Source organism: Ralstonia sp. UBA689, assembly GCF_002298975.1.
Taxonomy (GTDB): Bacteria; Pseudomonadota; Gammaproteobacteria; order Burkholderiales; family Burkholderiaceae; genus Ralstonia.
Map to the genome: position 1 here is coordinate 22,062 of NZ_DBMV01000018.1, position 26,441 is coordinate 48,502.

A 26,441-nucleotide genomic window follows, 5' to 3' on the forward strand; every position below is an offset into this window, starting at 1 on the left:
TGCAATCGGCCTATGTTGACTCTAGCTTCTGCTGCGCACGCGGTGATCCGCCTGCACCCCAATGACGACGTCGTCATCGCCACCCGGCAACTCGTGTCCGGTACCCGGATAGACGCGGAGGACCTGGTCGTCTCTGGCTTGATTCCACCCGGGCACAAGATCGCCACACGTGCCATTGCCAAGGGCGAGCCCATCAAGCGCTACAACCAGATCATCGGCGTGGCACGCGAGGCCATTGCCCGCGGGCAGCACGTGCACGTGCACAACCTCGGCATGGCGGACTTCGCGCGCGAGCATGCCTTCTGCGCCGATGCGCGCCCGACCGCCTACGTGGCCGAGCCCGCCCATTTCCTCGGTATCCGCCGCGACGATGGGCGCGTGGCTACCCGCAACTACATCGGCGTGCTGACCAGCGTGAATTGCTCGGCAACCGTGGCACGTGCGATAGCGGACTACTTTCGGCAGGATGTGCACCCGGACGCCCTGGCGGACTTCCCGAACGTGGATGGCGTCGTAGCGCTGACGCACGGTCTCGGTTGCGGTATCGACATGCAGGGCGAGGGCATCTCGATCCTGCGCCGCACGCTGGCCGGCTATGCCGCGCACCTGAACTTCGCGTCGGTTCTGTTCATTGGGCTCGGCTGCGAGACAAACCAGATCGGCAGCGTGTTGGAGGCGGGTGGTCTGGCCGATGACACGTCGCGCCTGCGCGCGTTCACCATCCAGGACAGCGGCGGCACGCGCAAGACCATCGAACGCGGTATTGCGATGGTGCGCGAGATGTTGACCGACGCCAATCGTGTGCGACGCGAGCCGGTGTCTGCATCGCACCTGTGTGTTGGCCTGCAGTGCGGCGGGTCCGACGGGTATTCGGGCATCTCCGCCAACCCGGCGCTGGGTGCGGCGGTTGACCGCCTCGTGCGGCATGGCGGTACGGCCATCCTGTCGGAAACGCCGGAAATCTATGGCGCCGAGCATCTGCTGACGCGCCGCGCGGTGAGCCCCGAGGTTGGCGCCAAGCTGCTGGCACGCATCGCCTGGTGGGAAACCTACTGCGAGCGCAACAACGCGGCGCTCGACAACAACCCATCGGCCGGCAACAAGGCCGGCGGCCTGACGACGATTCTGGAGAAGTCGCTTGGTGCGGTGGCCAAGGGCGGCACCACCAACCTGGTCGACGTCTACGACTATGCGCAGCCGATTACCGCCAAGGGCTTCGTGTTCATGGATTCGCCCGGCTACGACCCGATGTCCGCAACGGGGCAGGTTGCCTCGGGCGCCAACCTCATCTGCTTCACCACCGGGCGCGGCTCGGCTTATGGATGTGCGCCATCCCCATCGCTGAAGCTCGCGACCAACACGGCGCTGTGGGAGCGGCAGGAAGACGACATCGACATCAACTGCGGCGGCGTGATCGATGGCTCTGACAGCATCGACGCACTCGGCGAAGCGATCTTCCGCAAGATGCTCGACTGCGCCTCGGGGCAGCGCTCGAAGAGCGAGTTGCACGGCTACGGACAGAATGAGTTCGTGCCCTGGCAGGTGGGCGTGGTGACATAGAGCGGAACAGCTTTCTGCCTCGCGTTATTCGCATCAACACAGGAACCCGTCATGAAGATGACTTTTCGCTGGTACGGCGATACCGACCCGGTGCCGCTCGCACACATCCGCCAGATTCCGGGCGTGGTTGGCGTAGTCTCGGCCATTTACGACGTGCCGGTTGGTGAGGTGTGGCCGATCGACAAGATCCAGGCGCTCAAGCACCGGATCGAAGCCCACGGGCTCACGCTTGAAGTCATCGAAAGCGTGCCCGTGCACGAGGACATCAAGCTTGGCAAGCGAACGCGCGACGCCCTGATCGCCAACTACGGGCAGACGCTGCACAACCTGGCTGCATGCGGTGTGAAGGTGGTCTGCTACAACTTCATGCCCGTGTTCGACTGGACACGGACCTCGCTGGACATGCGTCTACCCGATGGCTCGACCACGCTCGCTTTCGATGCGCAGGCTGTTGAGCGCCTCGACCCCAGCCGAGGGATTGCGTTACCCGGGTGGGACACGAGCTACCGCCCAGAGGCACTTCGGGCGTTGTTGCGTGAGTACGAAGCGCTCGACGAATCGGGGCTGTGGGCCAATCTTGCGTATTTCCTGCACGCGGTCATCCCCGTGGCAAAGGAGGCGGGCATCAAGATGGCGATCCACCCGGATGATCCGCCGCGCCCGATCTTCGGGCTGCCGCGCATCGTCAAGAACCGCGAAGACTTGCGGCAACTGCTGGCAATCGTCGACGATCCGGCCAATGGCCTGACGCTATGTTCCGGGTCATTGGGTGCGGATTCGCACAACGACATTCCGGCGATGGTGCGCGAGTTCGGGGCGCGAGGTCGTATCCACTTCGCCCATCTGCGTAACGTGCGGACCAACCCCGAGGGCGATTTCCATGAAACGTCTCACCGCTCGGCTGACGGCTCGCTTGACATGGCCGAGATTCTCAAGGCGTACTTTGAGACCGGCTTTGACGGGTATGCCCGCCCAGACCACGGGCGGATGATCTGGGGTGAAACGGGGCGAGCCGGTTACGGCCTGTATGACCGTGCACTCGGCGCGGTGTACCTGAACGGCATCTGGGAGGGGCTCGCCAAGACTTGAGCGCAGAAGCGCTATTCGTCTGCGCAGTTGTGTTCTACCGGCACCTTCTTGCCCTTCGCAAAGGGGTGCAGCACCAGATAGCGTTCCGACCCGCGATACCAGACAAGGCGGGCACCCTAACGGACGAAGGTGTTCTCGGTCTCCGGGGCGTACTGGGGGCAGACCTTCACGTCCTTGTCGTCGGAGTTGTCGTAGCACTGGCCGGCATGCAGCTTGCCATCGCGTACGGTGCCCTTGAGCTTGCCTTCCCAGCTCTCGGTCCGGGTGCCGTCGTTCCAGGTGCCGGTGACGCGGTCGCCCTCCTGCTCTAGCGCAAGGTGTGCCGAGTGGCCCCATGCACAGCCTTGCCAGTAGGCCCATTCGCCCTGATACGGGGCGGCAGGCTGCGCCTGGCAGATCGGATACAGAACCAACAGTGCAGCGGCTGCCCCCCATCTTTCTGAGTTGGATCATTGCGTTCCTCAGGAGTATCGGAAGGAGGAGGTCAGGGCGTCGGCCGGGTGGTCAGCGTCATGTCGAAGACATTACCGGGCGGCTGCGTGCGGCAATGGTGGCGCCGCCCACGGTGAAGCCCTGGTCAGTAGGCTTGGCATCGAGGTAGGCGTTGCGAATGATGATGGCGGCATACGCAGCCGGCAGCACGGCCATCACGGTGGCGCTGATCAGTAGGCTGCGCGCAACGAAGTTTGTCATTTTCATGGGTGCTCTTTGGCGCCGTTATTCCAATGGCTTGAGAAGCGCGCTGGGCACGTCGTACTGTGCGCCGCTGTAGATCAGCCGATGCGTTGCCGTTTCCGATTTGGTCGGGCGCATTTCACACATGCCGTCCTTGCCCTTGGTCTCGCGCCGGGAGAGCCGCTTTTCCGTGACAACGATGTCGGCATAGCCGCTGTGTGCCGACGGGTCCACGGACAGCGTGCGTCGGCCGCCCACGGATGTGGTGGAGCACTGCTCGGCCATCACTGTGGTGTCCGCCAGCATGACCAGGCCATCCACAACCGGCTTGACCTGATCGCCCTCCAGTGCGTAGAGCCAGAGGACGTCTTCGGAGAAGGTCTTCGGGTCAACTTGGCGCCCCCGCGTCATCAGCAGGCCAACGGCGGCCTGTCCAGGCGCGAGCGTATAGCGTGTGTTGTCGAAGCGGATCGTCTTGATCGACAGCCCGCTACCGGTCGTATTGGTGTTCAGCCGCAACCGTTGTTTGACGTTGAGGCTGCGCTTGTCGAGCACGAGCAGCTCAAGATGGCCTCCGGGCTCTTTGCTCTCCCAATCCCTGGTGAACGGGATGGCCGCGAGCATGACATCGGGGTGGCCGGGCCAGGTGCGGCAGACCACGTGCGCCACCTCGCCGTTCATGTCGCTTTCGGGCGTCTCGATGTTCAGGCCGTCGAGGACGAAGTGGTCGCCGCTGGGCTTGGCGTTGGGGTAGGCCTTGCGAACGATGGAGGAGGCACGCCTGCCGCACGTATCGCTGTCAGCATGAGCGGCCTGCGCGCCCAGTAGCAGAGCGGCGGCCATCAGCAGGCCGTGCGCAGCGGGTGACTTGATGGTCATGGTCGCTCCTTGGAGGGGGATGGCGGATGCGTGCTCAACGCACGCTGATCGAATAGTCCTGCCCCCACACCGAGCGCAACGCACCCGGCGTACCCAGGAGCTTGAGCGGACGGTACTTCGCGTTCGCCAGGATCCGAGTGGATCGCGGATAGAGGCCAGGGTCCGATGCCAGCGCCTGCATGTCGGCGATGCTGGCGGGGATGCGGGTGAGAGTGAAGCGCGTCAGGTCGCACTGTATCTGGCCACTGACGATTTCGCAGGCTTGCTTGTTGTAGTCGGCGTTGGGCGGGGTCGGGTACAGGCCGTCGATCACGATGGCCTCGCCGGACGCCACGCTGAAGGAGGCGAACTCGCGCTTGAGCTTGGTCGAGACGGCCAGGCCATCGATCGACTTGGCCCGGGTGACGTTGCGCCAGCCGGCAGGCTCGGTCATCTCCGACACCGTGCGCTTTTCTGTCGCCCAGAACGCGCAGGTGCCGTAGTAGACATAGACCGATGAGCAGTAGGTGTTCGTGACCTCGCGGTCGCGATATTGGGCATTGAACCATTCCTGCGTCTGGACGAAGTCGGTGTTCTTCTTGGGCAGCAGCGTGATCTGTCCGAGCGGTGAGCTGCCCGGCTTCTGGCTCGTACCCAACTGCGACATGTTCTCGGACGTCGTCTCGTACGTGTTGCCGGCCACGGTGTAGGTGCCCGGGTTGACGATGAAGACGAAGTACTGGGCGTTGCCTGCCACGAAAGTCGACACGTAGCCGCCCAAGCCCACTTCATTGAAGGGCTCATCGGGCCCGACACGTATGACGTCGCGCGGGTCGGCCTTGTTCTGCCAGATCGTGGTGGCGGTCAGGTCAGTGCGGAACGTCCATTTCTTGGAGACGGACTCGTCGCCGGTGTACTTTTTGTCGAGGTTGACAGCGGGCACCACCACGAGAGATTTGCCCGCCGCCACGGTGCGGCTGATGAGCCAGTCGATGCCGGTATGCCAGCTTTCAAGCTGGCGCTGCTTCGTCAGTTTTGGTGGCTCCTTCAGCTCATTCAGCGGTGCGCCCGCCATGGCGGCAACCATGCCGCAGACCTCCTTGCGCAGCTTCTCGTCATCCATCTCCTGCTTCGGGTTCAGCCGCACGGCAACGGAGATCACACCCAGCGCATCCTCCAGCATGAAGCGGATTGGGAAAGCGGCCTTCTCGCCTGGTGCCGCCGGCAACGGCTGGATGACCGTCACGCTGGTCAGCGTGCCGTGCTGTTCTTTTGGCCCCGCGCTCAGGTTTGCCGCTTTGGCGACTTCGATCAGACGCGCAGCGGCATCATCCGGGTTCACATTCTTGACGGGTACCCACGTGGTGTAGTGGCGGCCGATCACGCCGTCCAGCGCGGCGCGGAAGTTGTAGGTGCACGCGCCGAATGTGGACACGCCCTGGAAGGGATCGGCGGACGGTGCTGCTGGCGCGGCCGCCAAATCGGCGCCCACGGCGTTACGGCTCATGTCGACGCGGCTGAGCATGCCGCACATGCCGCTGCGAATGGTTTCCGGTTTGGCGATCATGCCTGGCGGCAGCGTTGTCGCAACGGAGATCGTCTTCGTATCCTGATTGGCCGTCATGTTGATGGCAAAGCCGCGGGCACGGTCGCTTTGCTTCTGCTGGATCGTCAGCTCGCCCGTGGTACCCGTGTAGTTCTCGGCTCCGATCTGGAAACCGTCACCCACCGCGATCTGCTTGAGCTGGGCGATGGCGTTGCGGGCATCCAGGCCTGGGACTACCGTCGACGTCGAGAAACGCGCCCCGGCACCGGTGTCGGCCTCGCTCTTGAAATTGGCATTGCAGTCCGCCGCCAGCGCGGCGTGCTGCAGAATAAGACCCAGGCCCAGTCCAAGCAGGACAGGGCGCAGATGAGTGGCATTCATCATGCGGTTTCTCTCGTATTCAGGTTCTTCAGGCTGAAGCGTCAACGCGCGACGCATGGGCGGTCCTTCAATCGCGTGTCGCAAACCGAGATGTTCTTCAGGTATTGCGCGGTCGTTTTGATCTGCTCCTTCGATGGCTCCATGAGGAAGGCCTTGAGCACGACGTAAAGCCGATCATTGCCGCGAAGCATCTTGAACCACGTGACGGAAGGCGTGTGTGCGCCGTCCTTGACCTGGCAGTTCAACTCCCAATACTCGGTGTCGTAGCCGTTCTTCTCGGCGCGCTTGAGCGCGTGGGCTTCAGCGCTTTCGCATGCGGCCTTGAAGCGTTCCTCCAGGCCGGCAGCATAGGTGTTGAACGTGAACGCGTTGACGTCGGGATAGATCTGCACCGTCACCATCTCCGTCCAGTCGTTGACGTTTTGCCCGCTGGGCACCATCTGGGTCACCTCGGCGTTGTTGCGTCGGCCACTGTTGGCGATCGTGTAGCCATCGGGCGCTGCCACCATCAGGGTTTCGTTCTGCACTGGCTGGGCAGATGCGCTACCCGCCAGCAACAGGCCCGCGCAGAGCGAACGCATGGCCGCGGCAGCATGCGGGCGGTTGTGTGCAAGCTTGCGTGTGGCGTGGTTCATTGGTGCCCTCCATCTCAGGAAGTCCTGCACTGCATGTCCGTGATTCGCCCTTCCGGCCTGGCCCGGGTGAATTCGAAGATCGTCACGCCAGGGCTCAGGGGGCCCCGGTCGTCGACAAAGGTCTCTGCATACAGCGGGATCGCTGTACTGGGCAGGTTGATCTGGTAGAACGCGTTTTTCTGGAGGTTCCGCGCCTTCGTGATGTAGTCGACTGTGCAACTGCCTGCGATCAGCTTGATCGTGGCATCGCTGCCGAACTGCCGCTGGAGGATGCTCTGCGTGTCGTCGGTCTGGTAGAACTTTTCCAGCACGATCGAGAGAACGGTGCTGTCGTTCCCATTGAGTACGACGCCAACATGGCCTTCGTTGTCTTTCTTGATACCGGCTTCCGAGCCGACCTTGCCATCGGGCACATCCACCTCGTCAAAGCCTGCGAGCAGCATGTTTCCGCCGCGGTAATGCGTTGCGTCACGCGAAACGGTGTCGGGATTGTCGAGCGGTTTCGGGTCATCCCAATGCACGCCGGACATGTTGTCGAACGCGGACCAAATGGCCGGCCTCTGTCCGCCGAATACGCGCAGCAGTGTGTGCAGCGACGCGGCTGCGGCCTTGGCCGGTGCCGGCGAGGGAGCGGCAGAAGCGCTCGGGGCGGAAGTTGAGGCGGCCGCCCCCGACGAATCGGCCGGTGATGCAGAGCGCTCACATGCGCTCAGGCAAACCAGCAGGGCGCAGGCCGACAGCGCGCGCAAGCCGATACCGGGTGTTCGTACAGACAGACGACGCATAAGGGGCTCCGTGATTGGATCGAAAGCGGGGCGGTCAGCGGCACTTGACGCCGTAGTCCACGACACTCGGGAGGTCGTTGTCGCCCACCGTGGTCAGGGACAGGGTGCCGGCCGAGCCGGCGTAGTTGAAGCTGCAATAGCCGAGGCCGGTTCCCGAGCAGGCTTCGGCTTCGACGATGCCGCGCTTGATCAGGGTGGTCTGACGCGGCTCGCCTTCCGGCTTGGCGCGCACGGGGTTCCAACCCTTGGCGGCCAGAGCCTTGCGGGCCTTGTCGATCGGCATGTTGTAGACGTTCGGCACCTTGGCTCGGCCGTGGCAGACGGAGTCTTCGTCGGCAATCCTGGCGAGGCGCAGCGTGCCGTCGGCGTCGAGGTGCAGGTCACCCGCCGGGGATTCCACGATGTCGCCATCCCACACGCGTACGGCGCCACCTTCGAGCGCTGTCAAGTGGCCGATGGCGGTGTCGTCGGCCGATTTGCCATCGGCCAGCGCGATGAGCTTTTCGTTGTCGAACACCGCTACGTTGCCTTGCGTGACGTTGCAGGTGCCGCTGGTTGCAGATTGCATCTGGCCGGCAAAACTGACGACCCGGTAGGAGCCCAGCGGCACGTCGGCCATGACGGCCCAACCTTGTGCCGCCACCAGCTTGGCTGCAGCCGACTTCGGCTGGATGACCCGTTGTGGGCAATCGTCGCGGTCGCTGGCGCTGCCGCCAGCCTTGGGCAGGTTGGCAAGCGCCTTCATGCGGATGTCCGTCAATTCGGAAACCACGCGCGGCGCGGGCGCATTCGTTTGCGCAAGCGCTGGCAACGATAGCGCCAGGCCCAGCGTCAGCATGACGCCGCACAGGGCTTTTGAAGCGACAGGGGTCGCGAGGGTGTTCGTGTGCAAGCGTGACGGCATGACGAGAGATTGCATCGGGGGATTTCAGGAAGCAGGGTTCAAGACGTGCCGCCTCTGGTTGGCCGGGGTGGCGTGTCTTCGGTGTGCCTTGGCAACAGCGGGCAATCGTAGGATGGGTGGCATTATCTCGACGGGTATCAAAAGTGACGTATATTTCCGGCGCAGTCGCATGGAATTCCACGCCAAGTATCATTTATCGATACCCGCTGATGAACGAAGCCAACCAGATCATCGATGCCCTCAAGCGGCAGCTCCGCGCGCAGGGCCTGACGTACCGTGACGTTGCCAAAGGCTTGAAGCTGTCCGAGCCGAGCGTGAAGCGTCTGTTTGCCAGTGGCCGCTTCACGGTCGATCGGCTTGTGCAGGTCAGCCAGTTGTTGGGTTTCACGCTGGCCGAGCTGGTGCAGGAGTCGGCCAACAGCGTGCCGCCGCTGCATATGCTCACGCAGGCGCAGGAGGCGCAGCTTGTCTCCAGCGAGACGCTGCTGCTGGTGACGGTCTGCGCGCTGAACCATTGGACGGTGGACGACATCGTCGCCACGTACCGCATCACGCGGGCGGAATGCCTCAAGCACCTGCTGCGGCTGGATCGCATCGGGCTGATCGCACTGCAGCCGGGCGACCGCATTCGCCTGTGCGTGGCGCGCGATTTCGATTGGCTGCCGGGTGGCCCGATTCGCCAGTACTTCCTGGAGCAGGGGCTGAACGACTTTCTCGACTGCCGCTTCGAGCGGGATGACGAAACCCTCGCCTTTACGCACGGCATGCTGACGCCGGCCGCAGCGGCGGAGCTTCGGCTCGAATTGCGACGGCTGCGCAGCAAGTTCGCCGCGCTGCATCAGGAATCGATGGCGTTGCCGCTCGCGCAGAAGCGCGGCACAGGGTTGCTGCTGGCGTTGCGGGAGTGGGAGCCGCGTGGTTTCGCGCGGCTGCGGCGCAATGCCGACGCCCGCAAGCGGTAAGACTTGCGAAATGGCGGTGCAACGGTGCGCGTTCTTGTATGGCGTCACGATGGCAAGCCCCGGGGGTATCTGCTGTCGTGGTTAATCCTCTCCGTCCGGCGAGGGGCGGCGGGATTTACCGGTGCAATCGCTTCTTCTTCTGGAGCGTTCATGGTGCATGTTTCTTGTTTCAAATCAATCGGGGATTAGTTGTGCCCCTCTTCAAATCGCTCGCAAGATTAATGTTAATAAATGGAAATAAATCGATTATGTTGGTCATGGCCGCTCTTTTCGGTTAGTCAATTATGATCTGGTGAAACTATATAGATCGGTATATATTCACGCAACTTGCGGCGGGACCAAAACGCCTTTCCGGCTGCGCGACGGCCATGAACCTCAGCATGTCACTTCTATATCGCGACCCTGCGGCCCGGTGGAGAATCGACGCCGGTCATTTGCGTCGTCCTGAGAGAGCGGGGGTGAAATGTCTTGCCTGCGCTGTCCTGCTGGCGGCGCTGCTACCGGCCAGTGCATTTGCTGAGGATTTGTCCAAGTGCCTGGCTGGTTGGGATGCCGCAGAGGCGGGCGATCATCAGCACGCCATCGCACTGTTCGATACATGCATCAAGGACGGGCGTTTGAGCGACGCATCGCTGGCCCGGACGTACCGGAACATGGGCATCGCCTATCGAAACGCCAAGGCTCCGGAGAAGGCCATCGCAGCCTACAACAAGGCCATCGCCATGCATCCGGATGACGTCGTGAGCGACTACATCAACCGGGCCAACGCCTACGACGACGCTGGCCAGTTCGATCGCGCCATGGCCGATTACGCCAAGGCGCTTGAGCTCAGCCCCGATGAGGGCGAGGTGTACTACAACCGTGGCATTGCGTACGAGCACAACAAGATGTTCGAAAAGGCGAGAGCTGATTTCGTCACCGCCTACAGCCACGGGCTGCGCATGCCGTTGCTGCACGAGCGGTTGGTCGTGTACGGGCTGATCAAGCCAAACTGAGACTGTCTTGTTCCTGAACGCCAACAACACCTGAATCATGAATCATGTCGATCAGCGGATCTCGTCTGTTTCGTGAGGGAGTGCTTCCCAAGCTTGCCGCCGCGCTTTTGTCGGCTCTGTTCTCGTTCCAGGTGGGCATGGCGCATGCTGTGCCCGGGCCGCAGCAGGCCACCGAGGACGGCGTGATCGAGATGTCATCTGACGCGCGAGTGCCGTCCAAGGATGGGGTCCTGATCACATCGGACGGCAAGGGGCTGCGCTTTGTCTATCGCTATTTCAAGCCCAGGAACCCGCAATTCAACTACGCCTATCAGTGGGCGGTCGACACACATATGCTCGCTGACATTCCGGAAATTTCCGGTCTCGACGGGCTTTTCATTCTCCCCCGGTCGCTGAATTACGTGACGATGGAATGCGGTGCCGTCAACGCGTTCTATTCGCGCAAGCTGGGTGCCGTCATCTTCTGCTACGAGATGATCGACGATCTGCTGAAGATGGGCTCGGCCCTGTCCAAGGGCGCAACCGACCCGAAGGCCTTGATGGTGGAGTTTGTGCGGGACAACGTTCGCTTCATCGCGCTGCATGAATCGGGGCACGCGTTGATCGATCTGCTGGACCTGCCGGCCGTGGGGCGGGAAGAAGATTCGGTGGACCAGCTAGCCGCCGTCATGCTGCTGACGCATACGGAGAACAGTGAAACCAAGAGCGATATTGCACGGATCTTCCAGTTGGCGTCCGTGTGGTTCCGCGTCAACAGCGCCAATGACTCTCCGGATGCTCGCGCGTTTGCGGATGAGCACTCCCTCGATGCGCAGCGCTACCACAACCTGCTTTGCATGGTCTACGGCGTAGAGCCAGAGACGAACAGCGGCATTGTCAGGCGCGGCATGCTGCCGCCGGAGCGCGCCGAGCGTTGCAAGGAGGAGTCCCCCAAGATTTATCGCTCGTGGGCAAGATTGCTTCTGCCGCATTTCTCCCCACGGTTCGCGCCCAAGGATGATGGTGGCGCGAATGCCGCGCCGGCACGCGCGCAGGCTGCGCCGCGCCAAGCGGTCAGGAACCCGCTGGAGTGGGACGGGAAGTCGAATCCGTTTGGGAATTGAATGGGGGTGTCGGAAGCATGTCTTGCCTCGGTTGATTGGGGCACACACTTGAGCGGTGCGCTCTATCGGTCGTTGCCGACTTGGATGGATATCTCGCTCGATCATCTGGCGCGCGCATGAGTTCACGGTCACCACGTACGCCGCTGCCCAGGTTCTGGAGGCCCGCGGGTTTGACGGGTTCAATACGAATGCGGTGGCTCGGCGGGCAGGCGTCAGCATCGGTTCGCTATCGGTACTTCCCTGGCAAGGATGCGCTCACGGCTGCGCTCATCCGCCGCGAGAAGACGCGATTTCGCGAAGACATGGCCGCTGCCCTCACCCTGCGCAGCGGCAAGGCAGCGTTGGAGTCCGCGATCCGGGCCTCGGTGCGGCAGCAACTGCAGCGTCCGGTGCTGGCCACGCTGCTCGACATTGAGGAAGGTCGCCCCGCATTGCACAGTGAGGCGGATAGCACGGACTTGCAGGCGCTTGTCGGTGCGATCGTTCTGCGAGCGGCTCCTCGGCTTCCGCAGCCGCTGGCGGCGGATGATCTGTTCGCCATGAACCATCTCGTGCCACAAACGGCACAGCAGTGCGGGTTTGCGGTCAGCCGGCATCGATTCTGACGTCGTCAGGCGGTCACGCCATGGGGCCACCGCCACGATGAGAGAACGACGATGACAGCAATCACTCAACGCATGAAGCTCAATCACCTGAGTTTTCCTTCGGCCGACACCCTTGCGACGGCCAGATTCTTCGAGCGCTACCTGGGCTTCACGATCGCGGGGATGTGGGACCAGTCCTGCATCCTCAAGCGGCCGGGCTTCGATGTGGTCATCGACCATGTCAGCGGCGATGCTCCGGATTGGCCTCGGAACTTCCATGTCGGTTTCGAGCTGCCGAGCGCCGGGCGGCGTGATGTTTGAGCTGAACACGCGCTCGGATGCTGCACTGGAATATCAGGGGACCTTTGACGACCGATTGACTGCGCCGCTGCGGGAATGTGTGCAGCCACAAAATCAATGCGTGCCCGAACCGAGGGCGGCAGGCTGCCGCCTTCAGGGGCGCCGTGTCGATCCCCGCAGCCAAGCTACAAACTCTGTCATACACTCACCGCGCCAAACAGCACGATGTGCTTACATGATCGAGGAATGTTCAAGTTTGAAGTCCCCCGTCATCCTTAACCTTGTCGCTGCCGTGCTTGCACACCAAGCGCTTGCGTCTGCCCACACCCGGATTAGCGTGCGCATCTGCGCTCAAGGGATTGCTGGATCGTCAGTCCGTCTTTTGCGCAACCGCCAGCACTTGGTCAGATGGTGACGATGGCAGTCGATGCGCAGCACCGATCCGGCTCAGGCGGCTGGAGTCACCCAGATTTTCTTGCGGTTCAGCAGCAGCGGAATGGCGCCGATGGCAATGCCTCCCATACCGACGACATTGGTGACCCAGTCGAAGGTCGGGATGCTGTAGAGCGCGATAAAGAACAGGAAAAACCCACTAGCCACCGGCCAAATGACATGGCTCACGGCAAGCCACAGTCCCTGCGTCAGCACCTTGCGGTAGTACCAGCCGCAGGCGAGCCCGGTTAGCCCAAGATAGAAGCAAATCTGGAAGCCGATGGCAGTAATTGAGTCCTGCAGGATGACGTTGATGGTTGGCAGGTAGGACGACACGAATAGGAGCGCAAGTCCGGTGATCCAGATGAAGAAGATGGCGACGTGTGGCGTTCGCCAGCGCGGATGCAGGCGCGCATAGCGATGGTGGAGTGCACCGTCACGGCTCTTGGCAAAAAGTGTGCGCGTGAACTGCAGCATCTGCGTCTCCACCGTTCCCACCGTGCTCAGCAATACCGCGATGATGGACACGTAGCCCCAAGTCGGTCCGAATAGCTTCTCCGCGATGGCGAAGATGATATTCGTGTTGTAGTGCTGGACCTCGGCATCCGACAGGCCGAGTAGCGTGATGACGATGAATACCAGGAAAAACACCATCAAGAAGACCATCGACCAGAACGCAGCCCGCCCCGGGATGCGGTTCGAGTCGCGCGTTTCCTCGCTGAGGTTCATGGTCACGTCCCAGCCGTAGAAAAAGAAGATCGCCACCAACGCACCGTTGGCAAACAGCTTTGGCGAAAACTCGAAAGGAGAGAACCAGACCAACGAGAACGGGTGCTGCGGCGCATATGGGAACGTGAAGAAGCTCGCAACGATGATTACGAGCAGGATCACACCCTCGATGATCGTCATCAGCACCTGCACGTAGCTGGTGAGCTTAATGCCCTTGACGACGACAGCACTGACAAACGTAAGCCACGCGGCCGCAATCAACGTCACGTAGTGGACGTTATTCATCATTGGCCGATCAAAGATGAGCAGCGTGGCGTTTGCCGCCGGAATCATGGCAGAAACCATGAACACGCAGCACAGGACCAGAAGCGCCCAGCCGGCAAAGAAGCCGAGCGCACGTCCGAATACCATACTTACCCATGAATACGAGGTGCCGGCACTGGCCAGGGCACGGTTCATGTTAATGAACGCGTACGCGATGCCAAACATGATGAGCCCACAGACTAGGATGCTCGCCGGCGAAAGCGTGCCGGCTGTTCCAATGATTGTGGAAGTCGTGATCTCGATGCTGTAGGCCGGCGCGGTGCCGGCGATGCCCATGATCACCGATTCGACGATACCCAGCGAATTGGCGTTGAGTTCGGTGGGTTGGTCCATGGGCGTGGGACTCGCGGTCGACACTGATGGCTCGACTTTTACTCCGTGCAGAATGTGCTGGCAAGAGGGCTGGTATTTCCTCTCATCAGCGCCAGCAAAGCGCGCCGGGTTCGGCTACACTAATGATTGACGTATCAATCATTGATGTATCATTTGTTGTATCGGACGCTTCTTGCGCTCCCATCATGGCTGTCCACACCGCGCTCCCGCACTCCCATACCCAAGTCCTGCCGTTCAAGGAATCGCTACTGGCGATGATCGGCATCTGCTTTGTCGTCGTGCTGGTGGCGTTTGACCAGACCGTGGTCGGCACCGCGTTGCCGACGGTGGTGGCCGAGCTCAAGGGCTTCGAGTTGTATGCGTGGGTAGCGACGTCGTATCTGCTGACCTCCGTGGTGACGGTACCGATTTTCGGCCGGCTGGGGGATTTCTACGGACGCAAGCCGTTCGTGATTGCGTCCATCGTAGTGTTCACGCTGGCATCGGTCATGTGCGGCTTGGCGGGCAGCATGAGCTTTCTGGTGTGGTCGCGTGCATTGCAGGGCATCGGTGGCGGCATGCTGGTCGGCACGGCTTACGCGTGCATTCCCGATCTGTTCCCCGACGCGCGTGTGCGTTTGCGCTGGCAGGTGATGCTGAGCGCGTCGTTTGGCATCGCCAATGCCATCGGCCCGACGCTGGGCGGGTGGATGACGCAGGCGTTCGGCTGGCGTTCGGTGTTCTACGTGAATATTCCGTTCGGTGTGTTGGGGTTGTGGTTTGCGTGGCGCTTCCTGCCGCATCTGCGTCAGAACGTGCACACGGGGCGCATCCGCCTGGATTGGCAGGGTGCGTTGCTGATCACCGTTGCGCTGGGGGCGCTGCAGCTCTTTGTGGAATGGCTGCCGCGCCATGGCCTGTCGCTGCCGTTGCTGGGTTGGCTCGCGATGTCGGTGGCGGCCTTCGTGGGTTTGTGGTGGTGGGAGCAGCGTGCCGAGCAGCCGCTGTTGCCGTTCGACATGCTGCGCAATCCAGCGCTGGCCACGCTGTTCGTGCTGGCCACGCTGTCGGGCTTTTCCATGTTCGCGGTGTTGTTCTATACGCCGTTGCTGTTCCAGGGCGGCTTCGGCATGTTGCCGCAGGAGGCGGGGCTGGTCATCACGCCGCTGGTGGTGTGCATCACGCTGGGCAGCATCATCAACGGACGCATTGTCACGCGCATCCCCAAGCCCAATGCCATGCTGTACGCCGGATTTGCGCTGCTGACGCTGGCACTGGCCGGCATGGCGGTGTCGTCCAAGACGATGCCGCATGTGGTGTTGACGGGGTTGATGTTGCTGGCGGGCCTGGGCCTCGGCTTTGTGCTGCCCAACCTGACCGTGTTTGCGCAGCAGACGGCTGGGCGTGCGCACCTGGGCATCGCCACGGCGCTGCTGCAATCTTTGCGCATGGTGGGCGGCATGGTGGGCACGGCGCTGGTCGGCACGCTGGTGAGCGAGCGGTATGCCTCCGGCGTGGGCAACGCGCTGCGTGCAGACAACGCGACGCAATGGCTGCACCGGCTTGCCGACCCCGAGATTCTTATTGATCATGACGCGCAGACGGCCTTGCTCGCGCAGATGCACGCCGCGGGCCACGATGGTGCTGCGCTGCTTGAGGCGGCGCGGCATGTGCTGGTAGGTGCGATCCACATCGGCCTGATCATGGCGACGGTGGTGGCGCTCGTGGGCCTGTGGCGCGTGCGTTGGGTGCCGCCGGTTGTGTTGCATCATGTGGAGCCCGTGCAACACACAGAATAGGGCGCTTGCACCTCGCACCGGTTACGATGCGCGCATTCCCGCAATTTCACGCCTGATCGATGACCTCTGAACGCGAACGCTTTGCCGTCATGCACCAGTTCGGCCGCACCTACCGTGCGTTCATGGCCGCCTTCGAGGCGTATGTTGGCCAGCCGATGCCGCGCTGGCGCATCTTGCTGGCGCTGCACGACCACACGGGCGGCGGCATGGCCCAGAAACAACTGGCCGAACGTCTGCAGATGGATCCCGGCGCGCTCACCCGCCAGCTCAAGGTGCTCGACCAGCTCGGCTGGATCGAACGGACGACGGACGCGCGCGACAACCGCCTGACCAACGTATCGCTGTCCGACGCCGGACTGACCGTGGTGCTCGAATGCATGCCGCGTCGCGTCGCCTTTCTCAATGCCACGCTCGACGGGCTGCCGGACGACCTCGTCCATGCACTGTCCGAGGCGCTGGCGCAAATTGAAACACGCATCGCGCAAGTGCCGGTCGACTCCGGCGCGCCAAACGCCAAGAGCGCCGATCAGCCCGAAGACCGCTGACGCGACAGGAGACACCCATGCCCATGGTGATCAACAGCGCGCTGTACCGCAACGGCAAGCGTGAGCGCGATCTCTCGGTCGAAGCCATCAGCGACGTCCTGCACACCCCAGGTTCATTTGTCTGGCTCGGCCTGCACGAACCGGACAACGCCATGCTTGCGCGCGTGCAGGAAGAATTCGGCCTGCACGATCTCGCTATTGAAGACGCCCGCAACGCCCACCAGCGCCCCAAGCTCGAGGTCTACGGCGATACGCTCTTCATCGTGCTCAACACCGCGCAGATTGAGCACGGCAACGTCGTCTTCGGCGAGACGCACCTGTTTGTCGGCCGCGACTTCCTCGTCTCTGTGCGGCATGGTCCGTCCGCCTCGTATTCGCCGGTGCGCGAGCGCTGCGAGCGCACGCCGCAGTTGCTGGCCAAGGGTGCGCCGTTCGCGCTGTATGCGGTGATGGACTTCGTGGTCGACAACTACCAGCCCGTGTTGGAGAGCCTGCAGGAAGAATTCGAATCCATCGAGGCCCGGATCTTTGGCGATTCGTTCGACCGAGCTTCCATCGAGCGGTTGTACACGCTCAAGGGCCAGCTCTTGCGTCTGCGCGGTGCCGCGCTGCCGGTGGAGGACATCGCCGGCCAGCTTGTGCGCCTGCATGAAGACGTGGTGCCCAAGGAGCTGCGCGCGTACTTCCGTGACATTGCCGATCACGCGCATCGCCTGGTGGGCGCGCTGGACGTGATTCGCGAAATGCTGACCACGGCCATCTCCGTGAATGTTGCGCTGGTGTCGGTCACGCAGAACGACATCGTCAAGCGGCTCGCGGGCTGGGGCGCTATTCTGGCGATTCCGACCGTGGTGTTCAGCAACTACGGCATGAACTTCACCCACATGCCGGAGCTTGCGCATCCGGCCGGTTACCCGATTGTGCTGGGCTGCACGGCCACGGCCTGTGTGTGGCTGTATCGCAAGCTGCGCAAGTCGGGCTGGATCTAGGAGACGTTGATATGTCCCGCTGCTGTTGGGTGGGCGATGACCCGCTGATGATCGACTACCACGACACCGAATGGGGCACGCCCTCGCACGACGACCGCCATCTCTACGAGATGCTCGTGCTCGAAGGCGCGCAGGCAGGCTTGTCGTGGCAGACCATTCTGCGCAAGCGGGCGCGCTACCAGGAAGTGTTCGACGGGTTTGACCCGGCGAGCGTGGCGCGCTTCACGCCTGCACGCATCGAAAAGCTGCTCGCCGACCCCGGCATCGTGCGCAACCGCGCCAAGGTGGAAGGCGCCGTCATCAATGCGCGCAAGGTGCTGGAACTGCAGGAAGAAGCGGGTTCGCTGGATGCCTTTCTATGGGCGTTTGTCGGAGGCAAGCCGGTGGTCAATCGCTGGGAGAGTTATCGCGATGCGCCCGCTGTCACCGATGCCTCCAAGGCGATGAGCAAGGCGCTGGTGGTGCGCGGCTTCAAGTTTGTCGGCCCGACCATCTGTTATGCCTTCATGCAGGCCACCGGCATGGTGGATGATCACGAGGCTGGGTGTTTTCGTGCGGGCAAGGTGAAGAAGGCGAAGTAACCGGCGCCTACTCGTCGGCGTGCAGCGTACGGTTGCGCCCGGCAAGCGATCCCATCACCATCGACGCCAACGCAATCGCGCTGAACAGCCATCCCATCACGGCCCAGCTACCGGTCAGGTCGTGCAGCACACCCATGAGATACGGCCCGGCGGCAGCCATCACGTAACCGATGCCCTGCGTCATGGCGGACAGGCTGGCCGCCACCCGCACATCGGCCGAGCGCAGCACGATCAGCGACAGCGCCACGCTGAAGTTGCCGCCCTGGCCCAGGCCCAGCAGCACCGCCCACCACCACAGCGTCGAGAGCGGCGCGTACAGGCAGCCGAGCAGGCCTATCCAGCACATCAGCATCATCATCAGCACGGCGGGGCGCTGGTCGCGCCCAAGCCGTGCGATGAACGGACCGCCCAGTGCGGTGATGAGCTGCACGAGAATCGACACCGCCACCACCATGCCCGACTGCACGGCCGAAAGGCCGCGGTCTTGCAGGATCACCGGCAGCCAACCGAACACGCAATACGCCAATGACGACTGCAGCCCCATATGCAGCGTGACCTGCCAGGCGATGGGCTTGTTCCACAGTGACACGCGTTCAATGCGTGCGGCCGAGCCCTTGCCGTGCGCATGTCGCATGTGCGGCCACCAGCCGATAAAGGCCAGCACCGCGGGCAAGGCCCAGAACGCCAGCGCCGGCTGCCACCCACCCAGCCATGCCGACAGCGGTGCGCTGGCTCCGGCGGCAATGGCGGCGCCCAGGCACAGCGCCATGGTGTAGACGCCCGTCATCAGGTCGGCCTGACGGCCGAAGTCTCGCTTGACGATGCCGGGCAGCAGGATGCCCGTCACACCAATGCAGGCACCCGCCGCCAGCGTACCGATGAAGAGCGGGGCAACCCCGCCCGCGCTGCGCAATGCGATGCCCGCGGCCAGCGCGATCAGCAGACCGCCCACGGCACGTTCCGCTCCGAAGCGCCTGGCCAATACTGCCGCCGCCGGCGCAAACACGCCCAGGCAGACCACCGGCAGCGTTGTCAGCAAGCCCGCTGTGGCGCCCGACAACCCCGTGCCCGCTGTCACCTGTTTGAGCACCGGCGACAGGCTCGACAGCGCCGGCCGCAGGTTCACGCCGACCAGCACGAGCCCGACCACCAGCTGCGCCAGCGCGCCGGTCGAGCGACGTTCAGCGGTATCGGTGTGTGAAGCAGTCGTAGGCGGTGGCGTGCGGGACATGGTGGGGCGGGCATTAGGACAAGCAGTCGATTGTAAGTGCGTGCGCCAGATCGGTGCATTCACCTCCCGCAAATCACAAATGATGCCGACGTTGGTATTGCAGGCGCTTACTGCGGGCGCTCAAGCCGAGCGGCGAGGTCGGCAAGTACATCGGCGGAGGGGGCACCGCGTTCGGCCGCCAGCTCCAGCGCGCGCCGGGTGAGTGCGGTGTACAGCGCGGCATGATCGGCGCCGAGCGTTTCGAGGGCATGCAGGTGTCGCTCGATGACGCCGCCGTCGCCGCGCGACACCGGCCCCGCCAGCGCGCCGGCCAGGCCGCGTGCACGGGCAGCGGCCAACGTGCCGTCCACCAGCGGCCACATGGCTGCAACGGCGGCCTCGCGGTCGATGCCAGCGGCCTGCCACAGCGCGGCAGCCTCATGCAGCGCGCACAGCAGAAAGCTGGCGGCGTAGTTGGCACCCGCGTGATACAGCGCCCGCTGTCCGGCCTGCACCTTCAGCGGCGTGCAACCAAGCCGCAGGGCGAAGTTCGATAGCGCGGCGTCGTGCGGCGTGTCGGCCTCGATGGCGATGGATGCGCCGCCCAGGCGCTCGGCATCGTCCGGCAGGCCGGCAAAGAGGAACAGCGGGTGGAAGCTGGCCGTGTCTGCGCCGGCCTGGCGCGCGGCATCCAGCAGGTCACGCTCGCCGGCGCCGCTGCAGTGGAGCACGAGCTGCCCAGGGCGCCAGCGCACGCCGGCCACCACGCTGGCAATGGCGTCGTCCGGCACGGTCACGAACACCCAGTCCGCCGCGTCTGCCACGCCTTGCGCGTCGCGCACCTTCGCACCAATCCCTTGCGCCAGCCATTGCGCATGCGCTGGCGTACGGCTGGCCACCGCTGCGTTGCGTACGCCGGCATCGTGCGCTCGCACCGCCAGCGCTCGCGCCAACCGCCCGGCTCCGATCCAGCCGATCGAGACCGGCGATTCGATCGCAAAAGAAGTCATACCTGAAGCCCTTGGTCAGAACGGGCGGATCATAAGCTTGGTGACTCCACTTATTCGCAATTAACCGCCAGGATTTTGCCGCAACCACAAACATGCCGACATGAGAGGGGGTTAGCTGAACCCGATTGCGGGATGATCTCCGCCGCGCACATCTCTCTGAGGATCGCCTGATCCATCTTTGCGGGTTGCCTGAGCACTGTACTGGGCCGGCTGTTTCGGGAGCGCCTGTCTGGGCATAATTTCCGCTGCGTTCCTGAAGGACACTTCCCATGAAGACAGGCCAAACAGACCAGACAGGCCGACACGCCGGTAGGAGGCTGTCCGGCGGTCCTGCCCGATGTGCGCCGTTGATGCTGGCCATGCTGCTGGCCGGCTGCGCCGTCGGGCCCGATTACCGTACACCGCAACTGAGCGGCACTGAAGCGCCGCAGGGCTGGCACGCTACGTTGCCCCACCACGGCAGCCGCATGGCGCTGGCGCGGTGGTGGGAGCAGTTTCGCGACCCGATTCTCACACAGCTCGTGGAGCAGGCCGACGCCTCTAGCCCGACCATCGCCCAGGCCGTCGGCCGCGTGCGCGAGGCGCGCGCCACGGTTGCCAGCAGTCAGGCAGCGCTGTTCCCGAAGCTCACTGGTGCCGGCTCGGCTACGCGCCAGGGCGGATTCGGCAGCAGCCAGCTTGGCAGCAGCGCGGGTTTGGGTGGTCTGTCAGCCGGCACGCTGAGCCCGACGCTGGGGCTGGGCACAATCACCACGCTGGCGGCCCAGGCCGACGCCTCGTGGGAGCTTGATCTGTTTGGTGGCAAGCGCCGCAGCCTGGAGGGCGCCGATGCCCGCCTCACGGCAAGCGAGGCCGATTGGCACGACGCGCGCGTGACGCTCGCCGCGGAGGTCGCCAACACGTATCTGCAGCAGCGCCAGTGCGAGGCGCTCGTCGATATTGATGCCACAACACTAGCTTCGCGGCAGGAGACGCTGCAACTGACCGAGCGCAAGTTCAGCGTGGGCTTTGTCGCCCCGGCCGACTATGCGCAAGCGCAGGCCAGCGTGGCCGATGCCGTCAACGCGCTGGAGGGCCAGCGGGCGCAGTGCGCGCAGGGCATCGACAAGCTCGTCATGCTCACCGGCCTGGGTCACGATGCGCTCGGCAGCCTGTTGACCAGGGCGAATGGGCAGATTCCAGCACCGCCCGATGCCGGCGTGCCTGATGTGCCGGCACGGGTGTTGTCGCAGCGGCCCGATGTCTCGTCGGCTGAGCGCGCGGTGGCGGGGGCGAGCGCCGACATCGGCGTGGCCGTGGCGAGCCGCCTGCCATCGCTCACGCTGGCGGGCTCCATCGGCATCAATTCGTTCCGTCTCAGCGGGCAATCGTTGACGAGCAAATCATGGTCGTTCGGGCCGTCGGTGTCGTTGCCGATCTTCGATGGCGGTGCGGGAGCCGCGCGCGTGGAGACGGCACGCGCACGCTACGACCAGGCACTGGCGAGCTACCGCGCCAAGGTGCGCCAGGCCGTACAGGAAGTCGAAGACGCGCTGGTGCGCCTGGATGCCGCCGACCGCCGGCTCGACGCCGCCACCACGGCGGACGCGCAATATGCGAAGGTGCTGGAAGCGGCCAGTGCGCGCTACCGCCTGGGTGCCGGCAGCCTGCTGCAGCTCGAAGACGTGCGCCGCACGACACTGCAGGCGTCGCAGTCGCTGGCAGCCGTCAGGCTCGAGCGGGCGCAGGCGTGGGTGGCGCTCTACAAGGCCGCGGGCGGGGGCTGGCACGTTGAGGGTGCCGATGCCGCCACCGAACCTCACCAGAATTCTTCCAATGCCCCCGCGCCGGCCGCTCAAGGTCTGGCGCATACCGGAAACGCTTCATGACAGGACAACGTGTTTGGATGGCCGGGCTGGCCGTGGTGCTGGCCGGTGTGCTCGCGGCGTGCGGCAAGCCGACATCGGAGGCCAAGGAGACCAAGGACCGCGCAGCGGTCAAGCCGGCGCTGACCGTCAACGTCGCGCATCTCGCGCAGCATGTCTGGCCGCGCACCGCGACGGCCAGCGGCGCGGTGCAGGCGTGGCAGGAAGCGAGCATCGGTGCCGAGGTGAACGGCCTGAAGCTGGCCGAGGTGCTTGTCAACGTGGGCGATGTGGTCAAGCAGGGGCAATTGCTCGCGCGTCTGTCGGATGAGACCGTGCGTGCCGACGTGGCCGCACAGCGTGCGGCCCTGGCCGAGGCCGAAGCCTCCGCCGCGCAAGCCGCCGGTGAGGCTCGCCGCGCGCATGAACTCGACAAGAGCGGCGCGATCAGCCAGCAGGATCTTGTCCAGTACGACACACAGGCCAAGACCGCTGCGGCCAAGCTGGCCTCGGCGCGTGCGCAGTTTGAAAGCCAGCAACTGCGCCTGCGTTACACCCGCGTGGTGGCGCCGGACGATGGCGTGATCAGCGCGCGTTCGGCCACCGTGGGTGCGGTGGTGTCGTCCGGCACCGAACTCTTCAAGCTGATCCGCAAGAACCGCCTCGAATGGCGCGCCGAGATGCACGGCGATGCGCTGCCTGGCATCAGGCCCGGCCAGGCCGTGCGCCTGCGCCGCATGGACGGCGGTATCGTGAACGGCCGCGTGCGCCAGATCGCCCCCACGGTGGATGCCAACACGCGCAACGGCCTCGTCTATGTGGACCTGCCACCAGAGGCCGCAATATCGGGCGTGAAGGCAGGCATGTACCTGTCGGGCGATGTGCTGCTGGGCGACGCGCCTGCTACGACGCTGCCCGAGACCGCCGTGTTCTCGCGCGACGGTTACGACTACGCCATGGTGGCCGGCCCACAGGGCCGCGTGCGCCAGACCAAAATCACGGTCGGCCGCCGCCAGGATGGCCAGGTCGAGATCGTGCAGGGCCTCGGCCCGAATGACGCCGTGGTGGCCGCAGGCGCGGCATTCCTGAGCGATGGCGATCTGGTGCGCGTGGTGGCTTCCGCCGCAGCGGTACCGACAGCGGCCACGGTCACGGCAGGAGCCAAGCCATGAACTTCTCTGCCTGGGCGATCCGCAAGCCGATTCCGTCGATCCTGCTGTTCATCCTGATCACGGTGGCGGGGCTGGTGTCGTTCAAGATGCTGTCGATCCAGAACTTTCCGGACATCGACTTTCCCGCCGTGTCCGTGACTGCCAGCCTGCCGGGCGCCACGCCCACGCAGATGGAGACCGAGGTCACGCGCAAGATCGAAGACAGCATTGCCAGCATCGGAGCCATCAAGCACATCACGTCCACCATCAATGACGGCAGCTCGACCACGATGGTCGAGTTCGAGCTGGAGAAGGATGTGCAGGAAGCGGTGAACGATGTGCGCGATTCCGTCAGCCGTATCCGCGCGCAGTTGCCGTCCGATGTGCAGGAGCCGGTCATTTCGCGCGTGACGTTCGCAAGCCTCCCGGTGCTGACGTATGCGGTGGAAGCGAAGGACATGGATGCCGAGGACCTTTCCTGGCTCGTCGACAACATCGTCAACAAGCGGCTGCTGTCCGTGCACGGCGTGGCCAAGGTTGCGCGCCAGGGCGGGGTGGATCGCGAGGTGCGCGTGCAGCTCGATCCCGTGCGTCTGCAGGCGCTGAACGTAACGGCTGCCGACATCAGCGCGCAGGTGCGCGGCATGCAGCAGGAGGCGCCTGGCGGACGCGGCAACGTCGGCGGGCAGGAGCAGGCGGTGCGCACGCTCGGCACCGTTAAGAGCGCGCGCGAATTGGCGCAGATGGATATCCCGCTGTCAGACGGACGACGCGTTCGCCTGTTGGACGTGGCCGATGTGCGCGACACGGCTGCGGAGCCGCGTCAGATGGCCTTGCTTGACGGCAAGCCGGTGGTGAGCTTCCAGGTATTCCGCTCGCGCGGCGCCAGTGAAATCTCGGTGGCCAAGGGGGTGCGCGAGGCCATTGCCAGGCTGCAGGCCGAGCGCCCCAACGTGCACGTGACCGAGGTGTACAACCTCGTCAAGCCGGTGCAGGACTCGTATAAGGCGTCCATGGATGCGCTGTATGAAGGCGCCATCCTGGCCGTGCTGGTGGTGTGGCTGTTTCTGCGCGACTGGCGGGCGACGTTCGTTTCCGCCGTGGCGCTGCCGCTGTCGATCATCCCCACTTTTGCAGCCATGGACATGCTGGGCTTCACGCTCAACGGCATTACGCTGCTGGCGCTCACGCTGGTGGTCGGCATCCTGGTCGACGATGCCATCGTGGAGGTGGAGAACATCGTGCGCCACCTTCGCGACGGCAAACCACCCTACGAGGCGGCGCTGGAGGCCGCGCAGGAAATCGGCCTGGCGGTGGTTGCCACCTCGCTCACGCTGGTGGCGGTGTTCTTGCCGACCGCGTTCATGGGCGGCATTTCGGGCAAGTTCTTCAAGCAGTTCGGGTGGACGGCATCGATTGCCGTGCTGGCCTCGCTGCTGGTGGCGCGGTTGCTGACACCGATGATGGCCGCCTACCTGCTCAAGCCGCAGGACGAGCCCAACCGCGACAGTTGGATCATGACGCGCTACCTGCTGGCCGCGCGCTGGTGCCTGCAGCACCCGTGGAAGACGAGCGCTATGGCGGGCGCGTTCTTTGTCGTGTCGGTGGCCATCATCGGGCTGATTCCGGCGACGTTCCTGCCGCCCGAAGACTGGGCGCAGTTGCAGATGACGGTGGAAAGCCCGCCCGGCAGCACCATTGCCCAGACGCGCGACAACACCGAGCGCGTGCGCCAGATCGTCATGCAGCACAAGGAGGTACGCCGCGTATACACCTCCATCGGATCGGGTGTGATGGCTGGTGTGCCGGGCTCCAGCGGTGGCGAGGTGCGTACCGGTACGCTCACGATTTCGCTCACCGATCGGCATGACCGCAAGATCAGGCAGCAAGAGGTGCAGCGTCAGTTGCGCGAGATGCTGGGGGGCGTGCCGGGGGTGCGCATTTCGTTTGGCGCCATCAACTCCGGCGAGCAACTGCAAGTGGTGCTGGCCGGCGACGATCCGGCCACACTACAGCAGGCCGCACGCGATGTGATGCGCGACCTGCGCACGGTGCCGGGCCTTGGGGCGATCACCTCGTCGGCAAGTCTGTTGCGGCCCGAGATTGTCATTCGCCCCGACTTTGCGCGCGCCGCGCAGCAGGGCGTGACTGCCGCCGCCATCGGTCAAGCCGTGCGCGTGGCAACTGCGGGTGACTATGACGTCAACCTGCCCAAGCTCAACTTGCCCGAGCGGCAGGTGTACATCCGCGTCGAGCTGGACCCGAAGGCGCGCCACCAGATCGACACGATCCGGCAGTTGCGCGTGCCGGGCCGCAATGGTGCCGTTCCGCTGGAAAACATCGCCGATATCTCTATCGGCAGCGGCCCGGCGCAAATCGACCGCTACGACCGCAGCCGCAACGTCACCATCAGCGTGGGGCTGGAGGGCCGGGCGCTGGGCGACACCAACCAGGCGGTGGAGGCGTTGCCATCCATCAAGAACTTGCCGTCGGGCGTGCGCCGCATTGCCTCCGGCGACGTGGAGGGCATGCAGGAGCTGTTTGGCAGCTTCTTCCTCGCCATGTTCGCGGGCGTGCTGTGCGTGTATGCGGTGCTGGTGCTGCTGTTCCATGACTTCACGCAGCCGGTGACGATCCTGGCGGCGTTGCCGCTGTCGGTGGGTGGGGCGTTCGGCCTGCTGGCGCTGTTCGGCTTCAGCCTGTCGCTGCCGGCGCTGATTGGCCTGCTGATGCTGATGGGCATCGTGACCAAGAACTCGATCCTGCTGGTGGAATACGCCATCGTCGCGCGGCGCGATATGGGGCTGTCGCGCACCGAGGCCATCATCGATGCATGCCACAAGCGCGCCCGCCCCATCGTCATGACCACGGTGGCGATGACGGCCGGCATGGTGCCGATGGCGCTCGGCCTGGAAGGCGACGCGGGCTTCCGCGCGCCGATGGCTGTGGCGGTGATCGGCGGGCTGCTTACGTCTACGTTGCTGAGCTTGCTGGTGGTGCCGGTGGTGTTCGAGAAGGTGGACGACATCAAGGAGTGGACGTTGCGCAAGGTGCGCGGCGTGCGGCATCACGAGCGTAGTCAGCGCAATGAGCGCAGCCCCGAGCCGTCACAGGAGCGCTCGTCGCAGCAGGTGTAGC

General features: G+C 64.1%; 24 protein-coding genes and 1 pseudogene. 15 read left to right on the forward strand and 10 right to left on the reverse strand.

What is annotated here, in order from left to right; translation table 11 throughout:
• Positions 1-12 precede the first annotated feature (12 nt).
• Both B4F51_RS07960 and uxuA read left to right on the forward strand, forming a co-directional pair.
• Positions 13-1,560 carry a UxaA family hydrolase gene (locus tag B4F51_RS07960; protein ID WP_296224584.1) on the forward strand — a complete coding sequence of 516 codons (1,548 nt, stop codon included), beginning with the start codon at positions 13-15 and terminating at the stop codon, positions 1,558-1,560.
• Between the two features lie 51 nt (positions 1,561-1,611).
• Positions 1,612-2,649: a mannonate dehydratase gene (uxuA, locus tag B4F51_RS07965; RefSeq protein ID WP_296224585.1), complete on the forward strand. Its 1,038-nt coding sequence runs from the start codon at positions 1,612-1,614 to the stop codon at positions 2,647-2,649.
• Between the two features lie 116 nt (positions 2,650-2,765).
• On the opposite strand, the gene B4F51_RS07970 is transcribed toward uxuA, so the two are convergent.
• The 7 genes from B4F51_RS07970 to B4F51_RS08000 all read right to left on the reverse strand — a co-directional run bounded on the left by B4F51_RS07970 (position 2,766) and on the right by B4F51_RS08000 (position 8,367).
• Positions 2,766-3,062, reverse strand: a complete 297-nt coding sequence (locus B4F51_RS07970; protein WP_296224586.1) for a hypothetical protein — start codon at positions 3,060-3,062, stop codon at positions 2,766-2,768.
• A gap of 97 nt (positions 3,063-3,159) precedes the next feature.
• Positions 3,160-3,348, reverse strand: a complete 189-nt coding sequence (locus B4F51_RS07975) for a hypothetical protein (RefSeq protein WP_296224587.1) — start codon at positions 3,346-3,348, stop codon at positions 3,160-3,162.
• Positions 3,349-3,366: 18 nt separating this feature from the next.
• Positions 3,367-4,203 (reverse strand): hypothetical protein, encoded by an 837-nt coding sequence (locus B4F51_RS07980; protein ID WP_296224588.1) that lies wholly within the window; start codon positions 4,201-4,203, stop codon positions 3,367-3,369.
• 34 nt (positions 4,204-4,237) lie between these two features.
• Positions 4,238-6,112: a hypothetical protein gene (locus B4F51_RS07985; RefSeq protein WP_296224589.1), complete on the reverse strand. Its 1,875-nt coding sequence runs from the start codon at positions 6,110-6,112 to the stop codon at positions 4,238-4,240.
• 38 nt (positions 6,113-6,150) lie between these two features.
• Positions 6,151-6,744: a hypothetical protein gene (locus B4F51_RS07990; RefSeq protein WP_296224590.1), complete on the reverse strand. Its 594-nt coding sequence runs from the start codon at positions 6,742-6,744 to the stop codon at positions 6,151-6,153.
• 14 nt (positions 6,745-6,758) lie between these two features.
• On the reverse strand, positions 6,759-7,493 hold the full coding sequence (locus B4F51_RS07995; protein WP_296224591.1) for a hypothetical protein: 735 nt from the start codon (positions 7,491-7,493) through the stop codon (positions 6,759-6,761).
• 70 nt (positions 7,494-7,563) lie between these two features.
• Positions 7,564-8,367, reverse strand: a complete 804-nt coding sequence (locus tag B4F51_RS08000) for a PASTA domain-containing protein (protein WP_296224592.1) — start codon at positions 8,365-8,367, stop codon at positions 7,564-7,566.
• Between the two features lie 275 nt (positions 8,368-8,642).
• Here B4F51_RS08000 and B4F51_RS08005 point away from each other — a divergent pair, with 275 nt between their 5' ends.
• The 6 genes and pseudogenes from B4F51_RS08005 to B4F51_RS08030 all read left to right on the forward strand — a co-directional run.
• Entirely contained in the window at positions 8,643-9,395 is a 753-nt protein-coding gene (locus B4F51_RS08005) for a helix-turn-helix domain-containing protein (protein ID WP_296224593.1), read from the forward strand.
• Between the two features lie 368 nt (positions 9,396-9,763).
• Positions 9,764-10,390, forward strand: coding sequence for a tetratricopeptide repeat protein (locus B4F51_RS08010; RefSeq protein WP_296224594.1), 627 nt, complete (start codon positions 9,764-9,766; stop codon positions 10,388-10,390).
• 44 nt (positions 10,391-10,434) lie between these two features.
• Positions 10,435-11,493: a DUF4344 domain-containing metallopeptidase gene (locus tag B4F51_RS08015; RefSeq protein WP_296224595.1), complete on the forward strand. Its 1,059-nt coding sequence runs from the start codon at positions 10,435-10,437 to the stop codon at positions 11,491-11,493.
• Positions 11,494-11,548: 55 nt separating this feature from the next.
• Positions 11,549-11,908 (forward strand): helix-turn-helix domain-containing protein, encoded by a 360-nt coding sequence (locus B4F51_RS08020; RefSeq protein WP_296224596.1) that lies wholly within the window; start codon positions 11,549-11,551, stop codon positions 11,906-11,908.
• The gene (locus B4F51_RS08025) at positions 11,796-12,098 is read left to right on the forward strand and encodes a hypothetical protein (protein ID WP_296224617.1); all 303 of its coding nucleotides are present in this window, start codon (positions 11,796-11,798) and stop codon (positions 12,096-12,098) included. The genes B4F51_RS08020 and B4F51_RS08025 overlap by 113 nt, the downstream gene beginning before the upstream one ends.
• 51 nt (positions 12,099-12,149) lie before the next feature.
• Positions 12,150-12,450 (forward strand): annotated as a pseudogene (locus tag B4F51_RS08030) (VOC family protein); the annotation flags it as partial.
• Between the two features lie 374 nt (positions 12,451-12,824).
• On the opposite strand, the gene B4F51_RS08035 reads toward B4F51_RS08030, so the two are convergent.
• Positions 12,825-14,195, reverse strand: a complete 1,371-nt coding sequence (locus tag B4F51_RS08035; protein ID WP_296224597.1) for an APC family permease — start codon at positions 14,193-14,195, stop codon at positions 12,825-12,827.
• A 185-nt stretch (positions 14,196-14,380) separates the two neighbouring features.
• On the opposite strand from B4F51_RS08035, the gene B4F51_RS08040 reads away from it, so the two are divergent.
• From B4F51_RS08040 to B4F51_RS08055, 4 genes are read left to right on the forward strand one after another with little or no spacing between them, the layout of a single operon-like run.
• Positions 14,381-15,973 (forward strand): MFS transporter, encoded by a 1,593-nt coding sequence (locus tag B4F51_RS08040; protein WP_296224598.1) that lies wholly within the window; start codon positions 14,381-14,383, stop codon positions 15,971-15,973.
• A gap of 59 nt (positions 15,974-16,032) precedes the next feature.
• On the forward strand, positions 16,033-16,518 hold the full coding sequence (locus B4F51_RS08045; RefSeq protein WP_296224599.1) for a MarR family winged helix-turn-helix transcriptional regulator: 486 nt from the start codon (positions 16,033-16,035) through the stop codon (positions 16,516-16,518).
• Positions 16,519-16,535: 17 nt separating this feature from the next.
• The gene (locus tag B4F51_RS08050) at positions 16,536-17,507 is read left to right on the forward strand and encodes a magnesium and cobalt transport protein CorA (protein WP_296224600.1); all 972 of its coding nucleotides are present in this window, start codon (positions 16,536-16,538) and stop codon (positions 17,505-17,507) included.
• A gap of 11 nt (positions 17,508-17,518) precedes the next feature.
• Positions 17,519-18,088 carry a DNA-3-methyladenine glycosylase I gene (locus B4F51_RS08055; RefSeq protein WP_296224601.1) on the forward strand — a complete coding sequence of 190 codons (570 nt, stop codon included), beginning with the start codon at positions 17,519-17,521 and terminating at the stop codon, positions 18,086-18,088.
• Positions 18,089-18,095: 7 nt separating this feature from the next.
• Here B4F51_RS08055 and B4F51_RS08060 read toward each other — a convergent pair whose 3' ends face one another.
• Together B4F51_RS08060 and B4F51_RS08065 are read right to left on the reverse strand one after the other, a co-directional pair.
• A complete protein-coding gene (locus B4F51_RS08060) occupies positions 18,096-19,319 on the reverse strand; it encodes a CynX/NimT family MFS transporter (RefSeq protein WP_296224602.1) in 1,224 nt (407 codons plus the stop codon).
• A 107-nt stretch (positions 19,320-19,426) separates the two neighbouring features.
• Positions 19,427-20,308 (reverse strand): Rossmann-like and DUF2520 domain-containing protein, encoded by an 882-nt coding sequence (locus B4F51_RS08065; RefSeq protein WP_296224603.1) that lies wholly within the window; start codon positions 20,306-20,308, stop codon positions 19,427-19,429.
• Between the two features lie 269 nt (positions 20,309-20,577).
• Between B4F51_RS08065 and B4F51_RS08070 the strand changes: the two genes are divergently transcribed.
• Genes B4F51_RS08070 through B4F51_RS08080 form a run of 3 tightly spaced genes read left to right on the forward strand, consistent with a single transcriptional unit; the run spans position 20,578 to position 26,440 of the window.
• A complete protein-coding gene (locus B4F51_RS08070) occupies positions 20,578-22,176 on the forward strand; it encodes an efflux transporter outer membrane subunit (protein WP_296224604.1) in 1,599 nt (532 codons plus the stop codon).
• A complete protein-coding gene (locus B4F51_RS08075; protein ID WP_296224605.1) occupies positions 22,173-23,324 on the forward strand; it encodes an efflux RND transporter periplasmic adaptor subunit in 1,152 nt (383 codons plus the stop codon). Before B4F51_RS08070 ends, B4F51_RS08075 begins: the two co-directional genes overlap by 4 nt.
• Positions 23,321-26,440 carry an efflux RND transporter permease subunit gene (locus B4F51_RS08080; protein ID WP_296224606.1) on the forward strand — a complete coding sequence of 1,040 codons (3,120 nt, stop codon included), beginning with the start codon at positions 23,321-23,323 and terminating at the stop codon, positions 26,438-26,440. The genes B4F51_RS08075 and B4F51_RS08080 overlap by 4 nt, the downstream gene beginning before the upstream one ends.
• The last annotated feature ends 1 nt before the right edge of the window (position 26,441 follow it).